The following is a 19010-nucleotide window of genomic DNA, read 5'->3' on the forward strand; positions in this document are numbered from 1 at the left end:
TGATACCGAGGTATCTAATTGGATTATCATCAACGAGTGCCCACACAGATTGATAGGTCTATATTGTTAAAGAGCTTGCTTTGCGAGAAGCTTTTCTCTCAAAGCGGAGGTGCATTCTAGCGATTTAATTGACAGTGTCAAACACTTTTTCAATTTTATTTTCGTAGAAGCTTTTTACCTCTCCGACTCTGCTGAAGCCTTATCGCGTCTGCCGTGTCGGTGGATGCGCATTATAGGGAACTCAGATCCGTTCGCAACCCTTTTTTGAAAAAAAATGGAAAAAAATGACTGTTCGATGACTATTTCATCAAAAAAGCAAAAAAGAGGGTAAAAAACCCTCTTTTTCTGCCTTAAAAGCCGTATTTAAATGAATGCGTACGCGTCTGCGAACATACGTTCGCTCTTCGCTTTCTTGTTCTGAGTGAACTGTTCACGTGCTGCGCCAGCCATTTCAAAACGACCTGCAATATAGATATCGTAGTTTTCTAAGCTTTCGAAATCTTCAGCTACAGCTTGTAGCACGTTACCAACTTTACCTTGCCAGTCTGCAGGAGCTTCTTCTACTACTGGCACAAAGTGAACATTGGCAAACTTGTCGGCAATCTCGACCAGTTCGTCTTTAGCATAAAGCTGGCAGTTATCGCGCGCCCCCCAATATAAATAGATAGGATTGGTTTTATTCTGCGCTACGCAGTGATCCAGAATCGAGCGAACGTAACTGAAGCCTGTACCACCAGCAATTAATAATAATGGGCGTTCGCTTTCTTCTTGAACCCAAGCATCGCCATGTGGCGCATCAATTTCAATCTGACCATCAGTTTCAAGCGCCGCTTGCATTGCTTCGACAACTTCTTGTGCATAAGCGTTGTGTTCCGCCGCACCGATGTGCAGTTCAAGTTCACCTTCATGACGACAAGGGCTGCTTGCGATAGAGAAAGGACGTTTGTCTTTTTCACCCATCACCACCATTAGGTACTGACCCGCTTTAAAAGGCACTGGTGATTCTGGATGAAGAAGGATTTGGTAAGTATTACAAGCTAACGGCTGAATAGACTTTACTTTACATTGGATGGTCATGGTGTTCCTCTCGCTTACTCGTCAAAAGTAAGCACTAAATTACTTTCTGTATAGGCTTGGCAAGGGAATATCCAACCTTGCTGTTGCTCTTTTTCGGTTAGCATCGGTTCGAGGTGATAGCTCACCTCGCCCGTTAGCTTTTTACACATGCACATGGCGCAAGCGCCAACTTGGCAACGGTGCGGGAAGCGAATATTGTTGTTGAGCGCAGCTTCCAACACCGTCTCCCCTTCTTTTACTTGGAACGTAACGTCCATTGGTAGAAGGTGGACTTGATGACTCATAGAATACCTAACTGGTCCCAAATCTCATCGACTTTAGCCACAAGTTTAGGATCTTTTTTGATAGGCGTACCCCACTCGCGCGTGACTTCAGATTCGAACTTGTTGGTCGCATCCAGTCCTAATTGGGATGAACTCTCAGTCTTACCAAGCACTTGAATCGTGTCTCTATCTGGGTCCATTCGAGTTGTCACCGCCCAAATGATGTCATTCCAATCTCGTGCATTAACGTCATCGTCGCACAAAATGATGAATTTGTTATCCGTGTACTGAGCAAAGAAGCCCCATAGATGTTCCATCAATTCTTGGGATTGACCAGCTTGGTCTTTCTTCATAGTCACGACAGCAAATTGGTTGTTTGCTGTAACTGGAAGATAGACGTCAACAATCTCAGGGCGTTGCTGTTTCAACTCATTTAGTTCTGCTTCGGTAATCGCTTTGCTGTCTCGCTCAGTGACCTCGGTTCGCGTCGCCAGCTCGGCATCCCATTTAATGGTCGCATCCAAGCCCATTTTGGAGCCAAGCCCAACCACTGGTGAAGCAAAGTCGAGCGAGTCGATTGGCGTGTTATCTATCATCAAGGTATCACGTACAGGATCCATATGCTCTGACATGGCTTTCACGACATCATTCCAATCTCGTGCGTTTACCGATTCATCGCACACAATAACAAACTTGGTATACATGAATTGACGTAAGAAAGACCACACGCCCATCATTACGCGCTTGGCATGTCCTGGGTACTGCTTCTTCATGGTGACGACGGCCATTCGGTACGAACAACCTTCTGGCGGAAGATAGAAGTCTTCAATCTCTGGGAATTGCTTTTGCAGAATAGGCACAAACACTTCGTTTAATGCCACACCCAATACAGCTGGTTCATCTGGCGGACGACCTGTGTAGGTGCTGTGATAAATAGGGTCTTTACGCATAGTAATGTGCGTAATAGTAAATACGTGGTGCTTTTCTTTTTCGTTATAGTAGCCAGTATGGTCACCGTAAGGACCTTCATCAGCAAACTCGTTCGGGTCGATATAACCTTCCATCACGATTTCCGCGCTCGCTGGCACTTCCAAATCGTTGCTGACTGACTTCACGACTTCCGTTTTGCTTCCACGTAGCAAACCTGCAAATGCGTATTCCGATAGCGTATCTGGCACTGGTGTTACTGCGCCAAGAATGGTTGCTGGGTCTGCACCAAACGCGACCGAAACTGGGAAAGGTTTACCTGGGTTGGTTTCCATCCAATCGCGCAGATCAAGCGCACCACCACGATGGGCTAACCAACGCATGATGATTTTGTTCTTGGCAATTTTCTGCTGACGGTAAATGCCTAGGTTCTGACGTTTCTTATTTGGACCTTTGGTTACGGTTAAGCCCCAAGTAAGCAGCGGCGCTACATCTTCTGCCCAGCAGCTCATTACCGGAATTTTATCCAAGTCGACTTCATCACCTTGCCAAACAATGTCTTGGCATGGTGCTTTACGTAAACGCTTAGCCGGCATGTTCAATACTTGTTTGAACACAGGCAGTTTTTCTAAAGCGTCTTTGAAGCCTTTTGGTGGCTCAGGTTCTTTTAAATAAGCCAGCAGCTTACCGACTTCTCTTAATTCTTTAACATCTTCACGTCCCATACCGATTGCGACACGCTCTGGTGTACCAAACAGGTTAGTCAAAACAGGTACGTCGTAGCCGATTGGGTTCTCAAACAACAGCGCAGGTCCACCAGCACGCAAGGTGCGGTCGCTGATTTCTGTCATTTCATAAGCGGGATCGACAGGGTGAGTGATGCGTTTAAGTCGACCTTTCTGTTCTAGGTGGTCGATAAATTCGCGTAAATCCTTAAAACTCATAGGCCTTCATGCTGGCTGATTAAACTGTCCGCAGTATAACAAATAGGAGGACGCTAAGATCCTCCTATTTTGTGTGGGTATGTGAGCAAGATTACTTTAATACTTGTTCAATCTGCCGAGTCTTTATCTGATGGTTCGAAGATACTAACTCTTCCAACCAGATTTGATGCCCTTGTTGAGCAAGCTCTCGAGCAACCATGGTTGCTTCTTCTGATAACGCCATTTTTCTAACTAGAAACTGCTTTACTTGCGGAGATAGAGGGTTAGATTTTGTAAGTAGACTAATAGCTTCTGGCTTGAGTGATGGGTTAACTGTGGCATTCATCAATTGCTGAATGGAAAAAACGTCTCCAACCGCAGCTAAACGCTCAAGTTCGGACTGGCTGTTGTAATCGGCTTTCATCCGCCAGAGTAAGTTGTACACTTCCTCATCCTGACTAACTTGTGCCAACCTGACTATCACGGCCGTCGATGGTAACCAACTGGTCACATTTGCTTTGGTTAACTGGGTCGTTAATGCAGCAAGCGCATTGGGTGATAAGCTGTCTAACTCTCGAATCAAAAGCGCTTCACGCGCTTGAGCTTGTTGAGATGGCCCTGTAAGCCATTGCTTTAAGTTAAGCTCTCTTCGTTCAGCTTGTAAGACAAAGTCCAAGGTACTTTGGTCTTGTTTCCAGCGCTTAATCAAGCGACTCGCAATAACGGGAAAGTTAAAAGCGGGTACACTAAATTCATACCCATCACCTCGCTCTAACACTTGATAAGTCGGGGTCATACGGATCTGGGACTCAACAAACAGAGCCATTCGAGGCGTGAGAATCACATCTTGCTTTTCAAGCTTTTCCAATAATTGAAAGCGCACCACCTCTTGTTGAGGCAAAGCAAGTCGATCAAGGGCAAATTTAAGCGAGTCGACTTCATCTCTGACAGCGTAATCAAGCAGTTCAGAGACTTTAGTCTGTATTTGAGTATCCTGAAGCCACTGTTCTACTACAGACTCATGCATTTCCTTGGCAGATAATGTCGCAGGTAGAGTGATAAGTGACAAGCTCAGGAGTAATGACGACAACATTCCTTGTTGCATGTTAACCTCCCGATAACATTTCCTTCATTCTGATACTTCTATCGGGAGAAAGCAATAAAAAAGCCACCGATATACGGTGGCTTTTCGCAGAATGATTATTTGAGACTATTGACGACGCATCGCATCGAAGAACTCATCGTTGGTCTTCGTCATCGCTAGCTTGTCGATTAGGAATTCCATTGCGTCGATTTCGCCCATTGGGTGAACGATCTTACGCAGAATCCACATCTTCTGTAGTTCGTCAGTCTTCGTCAGTAGCTCTTCACGACGTGTACCTGAGCGGTTAAAGTCAATCGCAGGGAATACACGCTTCTCAGCAATCTTACGGTTCAAGTGCAGTTCCATGTTACCTGTACCCTTGAACTCTTCGTAGATAACTTCATCCATTTTAGAACCAGTATCTACTAGTGCCGTTGCGATGATAGTTAGGCTGCCGCCTTCTTCTACGTTACGTGCAGCACCGAAGAAACGCTTAGGACGATGTAATGCGTTTGCATCCACACCACCAGTTAGTACTTTACCTGATGAAGGCACTACGGTGTTGTAAGCACGAGCTAGACGAGTGATAGAGTCAAGCAAGATAACCACGTCTTTCTTATGTTCAACAAGACGTTTTGCTTTCTCGATCACCATTTCCGCTACTTGTACGTGACGAGATGCTGGCTCATCGAAAGTCGACGCAACCACTTCACCTTTAACTAGGCGCTGCATCTCAGTTACTTCTTCTGGACGTTCGTCGATAAGAAGAACCATCAACTCACACTCTGGGTGGTTGTACGCGATGCTTTGCGCGATGTTTTGCAGAAGCATTGTTTTACCCGCTTTAGGCGGAGCAACAATCAGACCACGTTGACCTTTACCGATTGGCGATGCCAAGTCTAAAACACGTGCTGTAATGTCTTCTGTTGAACCGTTACCACGCTCCATAACCATGCGCTCATTCGCATGTAGAGGAGTAAGGTTTTCAAATAGGATCTTGTTACGGGCGTTGTCTGGTTTATCGTCGTTAACGGTATTGACTTTTAGAAGGGCAAAGTAACGTTCACCGTCTTTTGGTGGACGAATTTTACCAGCGATAGAGTCACCAGTACGTAGGTTAAAGCGACGAATCTGACTTGGTGATACGTAGATATCGTCCGGACCCGCAAGGTATGAACTATCTGCACTGCGTAGGAAACCAAAGCCGTCTTGCAGAATTTCCAGAACCCCATCGCCAAAGATGTCTTCGCCGCCTTTCGCGTGCGCTTTTAAAATCGCGAAGATGATGTCTTGTTTTCTTAAGCGAGCTAGGTTCTCTAATCCTAAGCTTTCGCCCAGTTTTACAAGGTCAGACACAGGTCTGTTCTTCAGTTCGGTAAGGTTCATGGTGGTGGATTCTTGTTTAGTCAAAATAAGATCTGTTTTCTAGTTAAGATGGATTTGGTCTCAGGATCGACCAAGAAGAGAAATTTGTTCAATTAACGCGCGATAAGTTAGCACTAATTAGTATTCTAGTCCAGAGTTAGAAAAACAAAACCGTGCATTGTAACTTTGCACGGTTTTATCTGTAATCACTTGGTGATTATAAGTTTGCGTCTAGGAACTCTTTTAGTTGAGTTTTAGACAGAGCACCTACTTTCGTTGCCGCTACGTTACCATCTTTAAATAGTAATAGCGTTGGAATGCCGCGAATACCAAACTTAGGTGGTGTACCTGCGTTATGGTCGATGTTTAGTTTACCGATAGTGAGTTTGCCTTCGTACTCGTCTGCGATTTCGTCCAAAATAGGAGCGATCATTTTACAAGGACCACACCATTCTGCCCAAAAATCCACTAGAACCGGGCCTGCAGCGTTGATTACATCGTTTTCAAAACCGTCATCAGTTAGCTGCAAAATCTTATCACTCATCTTCCACTCCAATGTGTTTTTCGAAACTGGTTGGATGATAACCAGTAATTAGATGCCCTATTGGAATGTATTTACTTTCGTATTGCAAGCTTTAGCTGATATTCTATAGCCATGAAAAAGACGCATATCACAGAGCAAAAGTTCGCCGATTTGGGCTTAAAGCCCCAAGTTATTGAAGGATTGGACAAAAAAGGGTTCGAATTTTGTACCCCTATCCAAGCCTTGGCGTTGCCGGTCCTGCTCACCGGCCAAGACATCGCAGGCCAGGCCCAAACGGGTACTGGTAAAACGCTCGCGTTTCTTACTGCTACGTTCAACCACCTTCTGACGACTCCGGAACATGAAGGTCGTAAGCCTACACAGCCACGCGCAATTATTATGGCGCCTACACGTGAGCTCGCTATTCAGATTTACAATGATGCAGAATCATTAACTGAAAGCACAGGTCTAAAAACCGCTCTAGCTTACGGTGGTGAAAGCTACGACAAGCAACTTGCGAAACTGCAAGACGGCGTAGATATTCTGATCGGAACAACAGGCCGTATCATCGATTTCTACAAACAGCGCGTATTTAACCTCAACAATATTCAAGCTGTTGTTCTGGACGAAGCCGACCGCATGTTCGATCTTGGCTTTATTAAAGACATTCGCTTCTTGTTCCGTCGTATGCCTGAGCCAAAAGAGCGTTTGAACATGCTGTTCTCAGCAACGCTGTCTTACCGCGTTCAAGAACTGGCATTCGAACACATGAATACTCCTGAGCATGTCGTTGTCGAACCAGAACAAAAAACTGGCCACCGTATCCAGGAAGAGCTTTTCTATCCTTCGAATGAAGACAAAATGGCGCTGCTTCAAACACTAATTGAAGAAGAGTGGCCAGATCGCGCTATCATTTTTGCCAATACCAAGCATAAGTGTGAATCGGTTTGGGGACATTTGGCTGCCGATGGACACCGTGTAGGCCTTCTTACTGGCGATGTACCGCAGAAGAAGCGTGAGAAGATTCTTGAGCAATTCACCAAAGGTGATGTCGACATCTTAGTTGCAACTGACGTTGCAGCGCGTGGCCTGCATATTCCTCAGGTAACGCACGTTTTCAACTACGACCTTCCTGACGACTGTGAAGATTATGTTCACCGTATTGGCCGTACTGGTCGCGCTGGTGCGAGCGGCCATTCGATCAGTTTTGCTTGTGAAGAGTACGCGGTTAACCTACCAGCAATCGAAGAATACATTGAGCATACAATCCCAGTTTCAGAGTACGATTCGTCGGCACTGATTCAAGATCTACCGGCTCCGATTCGTATGCGTGCACCACGCAACCAACAGCGCCGCACGAATACTGGCGGTACCCGTTCTGGTTCTGGTAACCGTAAGCCGCAGGGACGTCGTCCACGCCAACCGCGTCAATCGGCACCAAAACAATCGTAATAGGAAACTGAGTTCGTTTATGAGTCAAGCAGGATCATCACCGCTATATGCCGCCATCGACCTCGGGTCGAACAGTTTTCACATGCTCGTTGTGCGTCACATCGATGGCAGCGTTCAAACAATGGCTAAAATTAAGCGCAAAGTTCGTCTAGCAGCGGGCTTAGATGAACATAATTCTCTTAGTATGGAAGCTATGCAGCGAGGATGGGACTGCTTAAGTCTATTTGCGGAACGCTTGCAGGACATTCCTAAACAAAACATTCGCATCGTCGGTACTGCAACATTACGTACCGCGACCAATGTAGATGTGTTTTTAGAAAAGGCTAACCAAATTCTAGGCCAGCCTATCGAAGTGATTACTGGTGAAGAAGAAGCTGCCACTATCTATAAAGGTGTCGCTCACACCTCTGGCGGTAGTGGTCGTCGCCTTGTAGTCGATATCGGTGGAGCAAGTACCGAACTGATTATCGGTGAAGGTTTCGAAGCCAAAGCACTGACCAGCTTAAAAATGGGCTGCGTGACTTGGCTTGAAAACTTCTTTAAAGATCGCCAATTGAATGCTCGTAACTTTGACGCGGCAATTGAAGGAGCGAAACAGACCATTCAGCCGATTTTAGAACGTTATACAGAAATTGGTTGGGATGTGTGTGTTGGTGCATCAGGCACTGTTCAGGCATTGCAAGAGATAATGCTGGCGCAAGGCATGGACGAAGTAATCACTCACTCCAAACTCAAGCGTCTACAGAAGCAAGCCATGTTGGCCGACCATTTAGAAGAGCTCGATATTGAAGGCTTAACACTTGAGCGGGCATTAGTGTTCCCTAGTGGCCTCTCTATTTTGATTGCCGTTTTTGAATTGCTTGAAATCGATGCTATGACACTCGCTGGCGGCGCACTACGCGAAGGCTTAGTGTATGAGATGGTTGAAGAGCTTCGCCAAGAAGACATTCGTGCCCGCACTATCGCTAGCGTACAAAATCGCTATCAGCTCGATCACCAATACGGCGAACAAGTCGCTACTCTGGCACACACGCTTTTACAGCAAGCTGGGGGCGATGAGTGGATTACAGAGCCTCAGGGCAAGATATTACTCGAGACCGCCGCAAAACTGCATGAAATTGGCTTAACTATCGATTTCAAAAAAGGCGGAGAGCATAGTGCTTACTTGCTACAGAATTTGGATCTGCCTGGTTACACGCGCGCACAGAAGTTCTTTATTGGTGAAGTGGCTCGTCGCTATCGCGAACAGCTCACTTCTTTACCTGAGCAGCATGCATTATCAGGCTCAAGTGCCAAACGAGTATTGAGACTGTTGCGTCTTGCGGTTCTACTCAGCCATCGTCGCAATCCTGATCTAGAGCCAAATGTGACTCTAACAGTTGAAGGCGACAATCTAACGTTACACATTGATGCGCAATGGCTAGAGAAAAACCCACTGACTGCGGCTGAGTTGGAAATTGAATCCAACCGTCAGACAGACATCGGCTGGCCATTAAATATCGTAGCAAAATAAGCGAATATCACTGCCTTACAATACTAAAGCCCAGGCGTTCGCTTGGGCTTTTTTGCATCTACTTCCCCTACAAAACGTGCTGCCCAGCAAAAATCTCAGCTTCTCCGCTCTACATCGAAAAACAGCCATGCTTTATTGATAAACACAATTTAGCCAACCAAGATGCACCATCATGAAAACCGTTTTAATGACTGGCTTAACTGGCACCCTCGCCCCAAAAGTCGCTCATCAGTTTCACCTACGCGGCTGGAACATATTGGAGTGGAATCACCACCAAATCCCGCCGGATGATCTACAGCAAAGTGAACAATTTTGGCAGCAACACCACATCAATGCGGTGTGCCATATGGCGATGGGAAGTGAAGAGTGGGCAGCGTGGCTTGGTGAGCAATGCAAACGCCATAATATTCCTTACCTCTTTGTCAGCACAGCAATGGTATTTGATGCCACAAAAAACGGGCCTTATGGCATCTTTGAAGAAAGAAACACCCAAGATGATTACGGCAAATACAAAGTTCGTTGTGAAGATGCAATCTGGCAAGCAAATCCAGATGCGATGGTTGCTCGAATTGGTTGGCAGCTCCATCACCAAGCAGAAGGCAATAACATGTTGGCGCATCTCGACCGCCAACATGAAGAGTACGGCGTTATTACCGCTAGCACAGCTTGGTATCCCGCGACTTCTCATATGGACGATACTGCACTCGCCTTTTTGCAGCTTATTGAGCGGAACGAAGCCGGTTTATACCATCTTGATAGCAACTTAAAGGATAAGTGGAATTTCTACGAACTCGTTTGTGCACTCAAACAGCATTACAACAAGCCATGGCAAGTGCTGCCAAGCAATGACTATCACCATGACCAACGTCTAACCGATGAACGAATTGCCTTGCCGCCATTGAGTGAACGTTTCAACAAACCAGAGCAAATCAAACAAGCTGGCATCATAGGAATCAACTGGGGACGCACGCACATTCCCCACTATCGAAACAATGGTGTATCGGTCACAACGTTATGCGCCAACCAAATAGAACCGCTTCAGCAAGCGTGCAGTGAGGAAGCAATCCTAAAGGCAGAAACGAACATCAGCGCACTCAAACAACTCGATGTCGTGACCATCGCGACACCTGCGCATACTCATGCAGAGATCATAAAGACGTTAGGTTCAACCAAGCTGATTTGTGAAAAGCCATTGGTGGGATTGAATTCCGACATCACTCACTGGCAGCAACCGAACTCCAACCTATTGGTTAATTACGCCTTTGCTCAGCTAGAGACCGCCAAGACGATAGAGAAATGGCTCACCTCGCAAACCCAACCTTGTGTGGTCAATCTAATCACCCAAGTTAACCTACCGGGCACCTTCACACTCAAAGAGTGGTTTCTTGAAACAGCCAGTCACCCTATTTCTTGGTTGCTGCACTGCTTCGGAGACTACTCTCAGTCAACACTGATTGAGGAAAACGGCCAACTGATCGTTGAGCTGCAATGTGGCGACCACCAGCTAAGATTTGTATTTGAATTAACCGGTGAGCCGGGCATCGAGCACATTTTAACGATTCAATCCAACCAGACCTTAACCAGTAAAGGCTACTACCGTGTCGGCGAAAAATGGCGTTTCGAGCCCATTCTCGTTAATGGCAACGCGATAAATGATGGAGAGTACAGCGAATCTGATTGCTGGCAGGACGCCAATCAACGCAGTGTCGGTTTGATGCTGGCGATGTTCAATCAAAGCATCAGTTGGGAGAACGGCCTGCAACTTGGCGCCTTCGATGCGCAAAAAGCCATTTTGATTGAGAAGATGCTCCGGTAGCCATTTCACCAACTAGCTTCCTCTACGTTCCGTAACTTCGATAAAAAGGTCTCACTCGGGACCTTTTTTATTACTCCATTTTTACCTTTGTACAGCTTAGGGAGCTTTTGGACACCCATGATCTAATTACTCCCCATGCTGTACAAAACCCTCTAACCCCAAGTAAACAGGCACAAAAAAGCCGCTTGATTTGAGCAAGCGGCTTTCGGGGTTCCCACTGATATTAAGACTGAACGCTTGTGGTCACCTTAAAGTCAGGGTTCACCGCAGTCAGCTTCTTAATTAGGTAATTCAGTAGTACGCCATACATAGGAACGAACAAACCAAGACTAATAATCAGTTTGAAGCCGTAATCCACCAGCGCGATTTCCGTCCAATGCTCAGCCATAAATGGATCTGGGCTTTGGTAGAACGCAATGGCGAAGAAAGCGATGGTATCAAGTGCATTACCGAAAAGCGTTGAACACGTTGGTGCCACCCACCATTGCTTCATTTGACGTAGGCGGTTGAACACGTGCACATCCATGATCTGACCAAGTAAGTACGCCATGAAACTAGCAATCGCGATACGAGCAACGAATAAGTTAAATTCCCCTAGGTGACCAAAACCTTGGAATTGACCTTCGAAGAACACCACCGATAAGAAGTAAGACACTGCCAAAGCAGGCAACATCACTAAGAAGATGATCTTACGTGCCAACTGAGCACCGAAAATACGTACAGTTAAGTCAGTCGCTAAGAAGATAAATGGGAAAGTGAATGCACCCCAAGTGGTATGGAAACCGAAGATAGTAAACGGTAGCTGAACTAGGTAATTGCTAGATGCAATAATGACTAGGTGGAATAGAACCAGATAGATAAGGGCGTTGCGCTGCTGCGCAGGGGTAAAGTTACTCATGCGATACCTTTTTAGTTTGGTTTGGGGGTGAGGGAACCCAAATCGAGTCACTGAATAAAGTGGCTCTTACCAACAATGTAAAATGAAAAATAAACTGGCTTGGCTCATTCTGAGCGAAGCGGTGGGCGATTATACATTAACCACTTTTCGCCGCAAGTCGTCTGTTTTGCGCAAACGTTTGAGCATAAAAAAGGGTGTTTCATGTGAAACACCCTTTCTAAAAAATTCTATTTTTAGAAGCCGCGTTGGAACAACCCTGCAAGATAATCCAACTCTTCCCTGCTCTCTTCAATCGCTAACGCTTCAAACCAAATCGCTTCGCTGTAATGCTCTGCTTTCATAAACAGTCGGCAACCTTCAAAGTCAATCAACCAAGAGTGAATGTCCGCATCCCACTGTTTTTCCACCACAGCAGCAGAAAGCAGTCCAACTAAACGCTCACCTAAAGCAGGAAAGCTATCAAGGTCAAAGCTCGGCGCGGTAATGATTAAGCGCCCTTCTTGTGCCATGTAATCCGCTAAGCCAAATTCCTTTTGCATCTTGGTTCCTTATCCGTGGTGAGTAATGTGTTCTTGAATCAAATCGAGGAATGGGTCGGCGTACTTCTCTAGTTTGCGCTGACCAACGCCACTCACTGCCAGCATTTCGCCGTAAGACGTTGGCAAGATCTCCGCCATATCAATCAGAGTCGCGTCACTAAAGACCACGTATGGTGGCAAACCATCTTCATCAGCAATCGATTTACGCAGCTTGCGTAACTTAGCAAACAGCTTCTTGTCGTAGTTCTTACTGGTCAGTTTTTCCGACTTCGCCGCACGTGCTGCGGTGTCTAAACGTGGAACCGCTAACTCCAGAGTCACATCGCCACGCAACAACGGACGCGCCTCTTCGGTAAGTTGCAGCGTTGAGTTACGCGTGATGTTTTGGAACAGCAGCCCTTTGTGGATTAACTGACGGAAAATACTCACCCAGTAATCGTGGCTATGATCGCGCCCTATCGCGTAAGTAGAAATCTTATCGTGCCCATTTTCACGTACACGAATGTTTTGCATGCCACGTAGCACTTCTACCACGTAGCCCATACCAAAGCTCTGATTAACACGGTACACACAAGACAACGCCTTACGCGCTTCTTCCGTGGCATCAAAGTGTTTCGGTGGATCTAAGCAAATATCGCAGTTGCCACATGGCTTCTCACGATACTCACCAAAGTAATTCAATAGCACCTGACGACGACAGGTTTGCGCCTCAGCAAAGGCACTCATCGCATTCAGTTTGTGGGTTTCCACCTGCTTCTGTGGACCATCGTCTTTCTCATCCAACATACGACGCAGCCAACTGATGTCCGCCGGGTCATACAACATCATCGCTTCGGCAGGCAAACCATCACGCCCTGCACGACCCGTTTCCTGATAGTAAGACTCGATATTGCGCGGGATATCAAAGTGAACCACAAAACGCACGTTTGGTTTGTTGATGCCCATACCGAATGCCACGGTCGCCACCACGATCTGGATATCATCGCGTTGGAAAGCTTCTTGAACGTAAGCGCGCTCATCGGCATCCATACCTGCGTGATAACCAGCAGCACGAATGTGGTTGTTGCACAGCTTCTCGGTCACCATCTCAACTTTCTTACGGCTACCACAATAGATGATGCCGCAATTCCCCTTTTGGGTTTCAAGATAACGAACGATTTGCGAAACCGGCTTGTGCTTCTCAACTAAGTTGTAGCGAATGTTGGGACGGTCGAAGCTGCCTAGGTAAACCTCTGGATTATTCAGTTGCAGGCGTTCAAGAATATCTCGGCGCGTTGCGTCATCTGCTGTCGCCGTCAGCGCCATAAATGGCACATGGGAAAACTGCTGCTTAAGCTGACCAAGCGCGGCGTATTCTGGCCGAAAATCGTGTCCCCACTGGGAAATACAGTGCGCTTCATCGACAGCAATCATCGATAGCGGCAAGTTTTCCAAGCGCTCAATGAAATCACGCATCAATACGCGTTCTGGTGAGACGTACACCAACTTAAGATGACCAGTGTGCATGCGGTTATATACGCTGAGCAGTTCTTCACGAGGCATGGTCGAGTTAATGCATTCAGCCGCTACACCGTTGGCTTTAAGCTGGTCCACTTGGTCTTTCATCAGCGAGATAAGCGGAGAAATCACCAAAGTAATACCAGAGCGAACCAAAGCAGGGATTTGATAACACAGCGACTTACCGCCACCAGTAGGCAGGATAACTAAGCTGTCGCGACCTTCTACCGCAGCATCAATCACCAACTGCTGACCATCACGGAACTCTTGGTAACCAAACACATCCTCCAACACACGTTGAGGCGTTACAGGCGAATCAGATTGTTCGGCTAACAAGGTCGAGGTCATGAAAAGTCTCAGATTGGGTCTTAAAAAAGAGGTGCTTATGCATACCACTGGCACACAAAGTGAGGGCACATTGTAATGGGGTTTCATGGTGAATAAAACCGCAAATTGTTAGGTGTTTCGCATCACGACTCGTATACTGATTTTCTGCTCTATAAAACACACAATTAGGTGACACTTCATGACACCAGAAGACGAACAACAACGCGCGCGGCAAGGCATCTTGCTAGCGATTGGCGCGTATACCATGTGGGGCATTGCGCCGATGTACTTTAAGTCCATCGCACAAGTATCTCCTTTGGAAATTCTCAGCCACCGAGTGATATGGTCTTTCTTTTTGCTTGCTGCACTCCTCCATTTTGGCCGTCACTGGCGCTCGGCTTACCACATCGCGAAAGACAAAACGAAAATCGCTTACCTGATCGCAAGTTCCATTTTAATTGGCGGCAATTGGTTGATTTTCATTTGGGCGGTAAACTCGAATCATATGCTCGACGCCAGCTTAGGTTATTACATTAACCCACTGATCAACGTCTTACTCGGGATGGTATTTTTGGGAGAGAGACTGCGTAAATTACAGTGGTTCGCGGTTGTATTGGCAGGTTGTGGCGTACTCGTTCAACTGATTGTATTTGGCTCCGTACCTGTTGTTGCGATGGCGTTAGCAATGAGCTTCGGCTTTTATGGCTTATTAAGAAAGAAAGTCAGTGTCGATGCAAAAACTGGCTTGTTTATCGAGACATTACTTCTACTGCCAGTGGCCGCTGTTTATTTGCTTTTTATTGCCGATACACCAACCTCAAATATGCTTACGAATCCACTTACGTTAAATAGTTTGTTGATCGCGGCTGGGGTTATAACAACCCTACCACTGCTGTGCTTTACGGGTGCAGCAACAAGACTCAAATTATCGACTTTGGGCTTTTTCCAATATATAGGCCCAAGCTTAATGTTTTTACTTGCAGTATTGATGTATGGCGAACCCTTTACCATGGATAAAGCGATCACTTTCGTCTTTATTTGGGGAGCACTAGTCGTGTTTAGCTTTGATGGATTACGTAATAACCGTCGCTCACGCCGAATCGTTCAGCCACAGTGATCGTTTTTTACAAGACAAGTTAGAAATTGCCAGATAAGCTTGGTCATAATGTGACCAAGCTTTTTTATTTAATGGAACATATTCAGTACTACGCAACCGACCATGACAACTTGAGTCTAATAGAGGCGAAATACCAGAAATTTGCTTTTCAAAGGCATTACCATCTGGATTTTCATCTCGGCCTGATCACGCATGGTGCGCAGAAGTTCCAATACCAAGGTAACAGCCACCAAGTTGGTCACGGGCAAATTGTGATTATGCCGCCGGATGAGCTGCACGACGGGCAATCTAAGCTCGAGAGTGGCTACGAAGTAAATGTGTTTGCGATCGAACCTCATCTATTGAGCGATCTGGCTGATCTTAAGCAAAACGGTCAAATAATACACTTCAACGAACTGATCATCTCGGATCCGCAGATATTTTCACAACTTAGTAACTTACACGGGCTGCTTCGTCGTGAAAACCTCAGCCAACTCACCAAAGATTGCCTTCCTTTTGAAGGATTTAACCAACTTTTTGATCGCTACGGATCGCTTGAGCGACAAAAAGTGGTGCCGCTAGGAAACCAATCGCTTGGGACGTTAAAAGATTATCTAATGGCTAACCTTGACCAAGCGGTGCGTTTGGATTCACTTTCAGAGCTGTGCCAACTGAGCCCAACTCAGTTCCAGCGCCACTTTAAAGCGCAAACTGGCATGACGCCTTATGCATGGTTCGCACGCCTGCGCCTTGAACAAGGCATGAAGTTACTGCAAGCTGGTCAATGTGGTACCGACGTCGCTCATCAAATCGGTTTCTATGATCAAGCGCATTTCAGCAAAGCGTTTAAACAGACCTACGGCGTTTCCCCTTCTCAAGTGGCTCGTTAATTTCATTTACCGAGAAAGCTGTCAGTTTTTTACAAGCGCCACAGGTGACTTACCACGACAATAGCCGCATTGGTTAAATTTGAGATGTGTTATGAATGAATCCACCATATTGCTGACACTCGCCAGCATTCACTTTATTGCCCTAATGAGTCCAGGTCCGGACTTTGCGCTGGTCGTACAAAATGCGACGCGTCATGGTCGTCAAACTGGCTTGTACATTGCGTTGGGATTGTCCGTCGGTATTTTGCTGCACTCTTTGTTCAGCCTGACAGGTGTGAGTTTTGTCGTCCACCAGCACCCAGTGCTGTATTCCGTGGTACAACTGCTCGGTGGTAGTTACCTGCTCTACTTAGGAATTGGCGCATTGCGTGCCGTGATCTCGATGATCCAAAACCCACTGACGGATCAACCTAAGAAGCAAAATAACCTAGTGATCAGCAATAAGCGTCAAGCGTTTGCTAAAGGGTTTGCGACCAACATTCTTAACCCAAAAGCCCTGGTGTTCTTTGTCAGTTTGATGTCGAGTTTAGTCCCAGCAGGTATGTCGATTACTGGCAAAGGTATTGCACTGGTCATCCTGTTTGGCTTGTCGCTATTCTGGTTCTCTAGCCTTGCATGGATGCTGTCGACACAGCGCTTACAGCGTAAATTGCAACAAGCGGGTATCTACATCGACGGTCTATGCGGCGTGGTATTTACTCTAGTGGGCGGCAGTATTCTATACCAAACTATCAATACTTTTATCGGATAAAGTACTGATTTAAAAGCGTAGCACAATCGACATTTCTAAGATTGCTGACTCGACGTGACTCTCCATAACTGCCAAGCTCAAAGCACAAAACTGGCAACATGGAGAGTCATCATGCATTGGACGTTCAACCGACTCGTGACCACGGGTCTTTTTCTTACTTCCCCACTAATCTTATCTACCTCAGTCTTTGCTAACCAAGCAGCAGATGCGGTTGCGCCGGAGCACAGTACTGGCTTCGAGCAAAAGCAATTGATCAAAGCGAAAGATTATATGGTTACCGCTGCTAACCCAATTGCAACCCAAGCTGGTGCGGATGTTATTGCCCAAGGTGGTAATGCTATTGATGCTATGGTTGCCGTGCAGCTGATGCTGGGCTTGGTAGAACCGCAATCATCAGGCATTGGTGGTGGCGCCTTCTTAGTGTATTGGGACAGTGAGAAACAAAAACTGACTACGTATGATGGACGCGAAACCGCACCGCTCGCCGCAACGCCGAAACTCTTCCTAGATGACAAAGGACAACCACTGCAATTTTACGATGCGGTTGTCGGTGGGCGTTCCGTTGCCACTCCTGGTACAGTGAAACTGCTGTGGGACACGCACCAGAAATACGGCAAGTTGGAATGGAAGAAGATAATCCAACCCGTGATTACCTTGGCTGAGCAAGGTTTCGAAGTCAGTCCTCGCCTCGCGAGTCTGATTGAGAAAGATGCTAAGCGCCTATCACGCTTCCCTGCGACTAAGGCTTACTTCTTCAATCCAGACGGCTCACCAAAAGCCGAAGGCACGTTGTTGAAGAACCCTGAATACGCGCAAACTCTGACGGCAATTGCAGAGCAAGGGGCAAAAGCTTTCTATCAAGGCGATATCGCCACAGACATCATCAAGACCGTACAAAATGCACCGGGCAATCCTGGCGTATTGGCACAACCTGACTTTGATGCGTTCCAAATCAAGCAACGTGAACCGGTTTGTGCGGCTTACCAAAGCTATGACATCTGCGGCATGGGACCACCTAGCTCTGGCGCATTGACGGTTGGACAGATTCTCGCGATCACCGAGCAATACGATCTTAAAGGTTGGGGAGCCGAAAGCGCGAAATCATGGCAAGTGATCGCCGATGCATCGCGCCTTGCGTTCGCGGATCGTGGTAAATACATGGCTGACCAAGATTATGTGCCAATGCCAACCGAAGGCTTGCTTGATAAAGATTATCTCAAACAACGTGCTGAGCTCATTCAAGTCGGTAAAGCCTTGAGTAAGGCTGAAGCCGGTAATCCTCCTTGGTCGCACGCCATGAACTTAAGCATGGACCAATCGATCGAGCTGCCTTCCACTAGCCATTTCAATATCGTCGATAAGCAAGGCAATGTGGTTTCAATGACAACAACCATCGAGAACGCCTTTGGCTCACGCTTGATGGTACGCGGCTTCTTGCTCAATAACGAACTGACCGATTTCTCTTTCCGCACGCATCAAGATGGTGTGCCAATCGCAAACCGATTAGAACCGGGCAAACGCCCACGTTCATCTATGGCACCAACCATTATGATGAAGGATGACAAGCCTTACATGGCAATTGGCTCACCGGGTGGCAGCCGCATTATTGGTTACGTCGCACAAGCCATTATCGCCCACACGCAATGGGATATGGACATCCAAAGCGCGATTAATCAGCCACGATTGCTGAACCGTTTTGGCACCTTAGATATTGAGCAAGGTACCGCCGCAGAGGGCTTACAGCCTGCTCTGGAGAAGATGGGCTTTAAAACCGATGTTCGGGATTTGAACTCTGGTCTGCATGCGATACGCATAACAAAAGACGGTCTTGAAGGCGCTGCGGATCCAAGACGTGAAGGTGCCGCTATCGGGCAGTAAGAGTCTTTCGCTCGACCCCTTGTGCGAGATCTCTCACAAAGGGTTGAGCAAACCTCTCTTTTTTAATGGTAAAACCGTACAACAAAGAGCATAAGTCATTGAATTTAATATTTATGTATCTTTTTTGAACGCTAAGAGAGTGAAAAAATGTGAGATTAGCCCGTTGTTGGAAATCGTTAAACACGTAATAT

16 protein-coding genes are annotated in these 19010 nt (G+C 46.6%); 7 read left to right on the forward strand and 9 right to left on the reverse strand.

Features of this window, described 5'->3' with window-relative positions; all coding sequences use genetic code 11:
- Positions 1–363 precede the first annotated feature (363 nt).
- From fre to trxA, 6 genes are all read right to left on the reverse strand, one after another.
- Complete coding sequence (fre, locus tag R7H07_RS21650) at positions 364–1077, reverse strand: NAD(P)H-flavin reductase (RefSeq protein WP_005382872.1); 714 nt, start codon at positions 1075–1077, stop codon at positions 364–366.
- 14 nt (positions 1078–1091) lie between these two features.
- A complete protein-coding gene (locus tag R7H07_RS21655; protein ID WP_009696789.1) occupies positions 1092–1361 on the reverse strand; it encodes a 2Fe-2S iron-sulfur cluster-binding protein in 270 nt (89 codons plus the stop codon).
- Complete coding sequence (ubiD, locus tag R7H07_RS21660; protein WP_005378755.1) at positions 1358–3211, reverse strand: 4-hydroxy-3-polyprenylbenzoate decarboxylase; 1854 nt, start codon at positions 3209–3211, stop codon at positions 1358–1360. Before ubiD ends, R7H07_RS21655 begins: the two co-directional genes overlap by 4 nt.
- A gap of 91 nt (positions 3212–3302) precedes the next feature.
- A complete protein-coding gene (locus tag R7H07_RS21665; RefSeq protein ID WP_206960112.1) occupies positions 3303–4295 on the reverse strand; it encodes a hypothetical protein in 993 nt (330 codons plus the stop codon).
- 105 nt (positions 4296–4400) lie between these two features.
- Positions 4401–5660: a transcription termination factor Rho gene (gene rho, locus R7H07_RS21670; protein ID WP_005378757.1), complete on the reverse strand. Its 1260-nt coding sequence runs from the start codon at positions 5658–5660 to the stop codon at positions 4401–4403.
- A 196-nt stretch (positions 5661–5856) separates the two neighbouring features.
- The gene (gene trxA, locus R7H07_RS21675; protein ID WP_004745500.1) at positions 5857–6183 is read right to left on the reverse strand and encodes a thioredoxin TrxA; all 327 of its coding nucleotides are present in this window, start codon (positions 6181–6183) and stop codon (positions 5857–5859) included.
- 111 nt (positions 6184–6294) lie between these two features.
- Here trxA and rhlB point away from each other — a divergent pair, with 111 nt between their 5' ends.
- The 3 genes from rhlB (at position 6295) to R7H07_RS21690 (ending at position 10943) form a co-directional block, all read left to right on the forward strand.
- Positions 6295–7614 carry an ATP-dependent RNA helicase RhlB gene (gene rhlB / locus R7H07_RS21680; protein ID WP_005378764.1) on the forward strand — a complete coding sequence of 440 codons (1320 nt, stop codon included), beginning with the start codon at positions 6295–6297 and terminating at the stop codon, positions 7612–7614.
- 19 nt (positions 7615–7633) lie between these two features.
- Complete coding sequence (gene gppA / locus R7H07_RS21685) at positions 7634–9127, forward strand: guanosine-5'-triphosphate,3'-diphosphate diphosphatase (RefSeq protein ID WP_005382885.1); 1494 nt, start codon at positions 7634–7636, stop codon at positions 9125–9127.
- A gap of 172 nt (positions 9128–9299) precedes the next feature.
- Positions 9300–10943, forward strand: a complete 1644-nt coding sequence (locus R7H07_RS21690) for a sugar nucleotide-binding protein (protein ID WP_206960110.1) — start codon at positions 9300–9302, stop codon at positions 10941–10943.
- A 223-nt stretch (positions 10944–11166) separates the two neighbouring features.
- Here R7H07_RS21690 and R7H07_RS21695 read toward each other — a convergent pair whose 3' ends face one another.
- From R7H07_RS21695 to recQ, 3 genes are all read right to left on the reverse strand, one after another.
- The gene (locus R7H07_RS21695) at positions 11167–11841 is read right to left on the reverse strand and encodes a 7-cyano-7-deazaguanine/7-aminomethyl-7-deazaguanine transporter (RefSeq protein ID WP_005378770.1); all 675 of its coding nucleotides are present in this window, start codon (positions 11839–11841) and stop codon (positions 11167–11169) included.
- A gap of 233 nt (positions 11842–12074) precedes the next feature.
- The gene (locus R7H07_RS21700) at positions 12075–12380 is read right to left on the reverse strand and encodes a DUF3630 family protein (protein ID WP_206960105.1); all 306 of its coding nucleotides are present in this window, start codon (positions 12378–12380) and stop codon (positions 12075–12077) included.
- 9 nt (positions 12381–12389) lie between these two features.
- A complete protein-coding gene (recQ, locus tag R7H07_RS21705) occupies positions 12390–14225 on the reverse strand; it encodes an ATP-dependent DNA helicase RecQ (protein ID WP_104975689.1) in 1836 nt (611 codons plus the stop codon).
- Positions 14226–14403: 178 nt separating this feature from the next.
- On the opposite strand from recQ, the gene rarD reads away from it, so the two are divergent.
- The 4 genes from rarD (at position 14404) to ggt (ending at position 18819) form a co-directional block, all read left to right on the forward strand.
- Positions 14404–15321: an EamA family transporter RarD gene (gene rarD, locus R7H07_RS21710; protein ID WP_085570144.1), complete on the forward strand. Its 918-nt coding sequence runs from the start codon at positions 14404–14406 to the stop codon at positions 15319–15321.
- 71 nt (positions 15322–15392) lie between these two features.
- Positions 15393–16190 carry an AraC family transcriptional regulator gene (locus tag R7H07_RS21715; protein WP_005382915.1) on the forward strand — a complete coding sequence of 266 codons (798 nt, stop codon included), beginning with the start codon at positions 15393–15395 and terminating at the stop codon, positions 16188–16190.
- 91 nt (positions 16191–16281) lie between these two features.
- Entirely contained in the window at positions 16282–16941 is a 660-nt protein-coding gene (locus R7H07_RS21720) for a LysE family translocator (protein ID WP_005378776.1), read from the forward strand.
- Between the two features lie 111 nt (positions 16942–17052).
- Positions 17053–18819, forward strand: a complete 1767-nt coding sequence (gene ggt / locus R7H07_RS21725; RefSeq protein WP_064354413.1) for a gamma-glutamyltransferase — start codon at positions 17053–17055, stop codon at positions 18817–18819.
- The last annotated feature ends 191 nt before the right edge of the window (positions 18820–19010 follow it).

It is taken from the genome of Vibrio sp. Vb1127 (assembly GCF_033338735.1).
Classification (GTDB): domain Bacteria; phylum Pseudomonadota; class Gammaproteobacteria; order Enterobacterales; family Vibrionaceae; genus Vibrio; species Vibrio alginolyticus.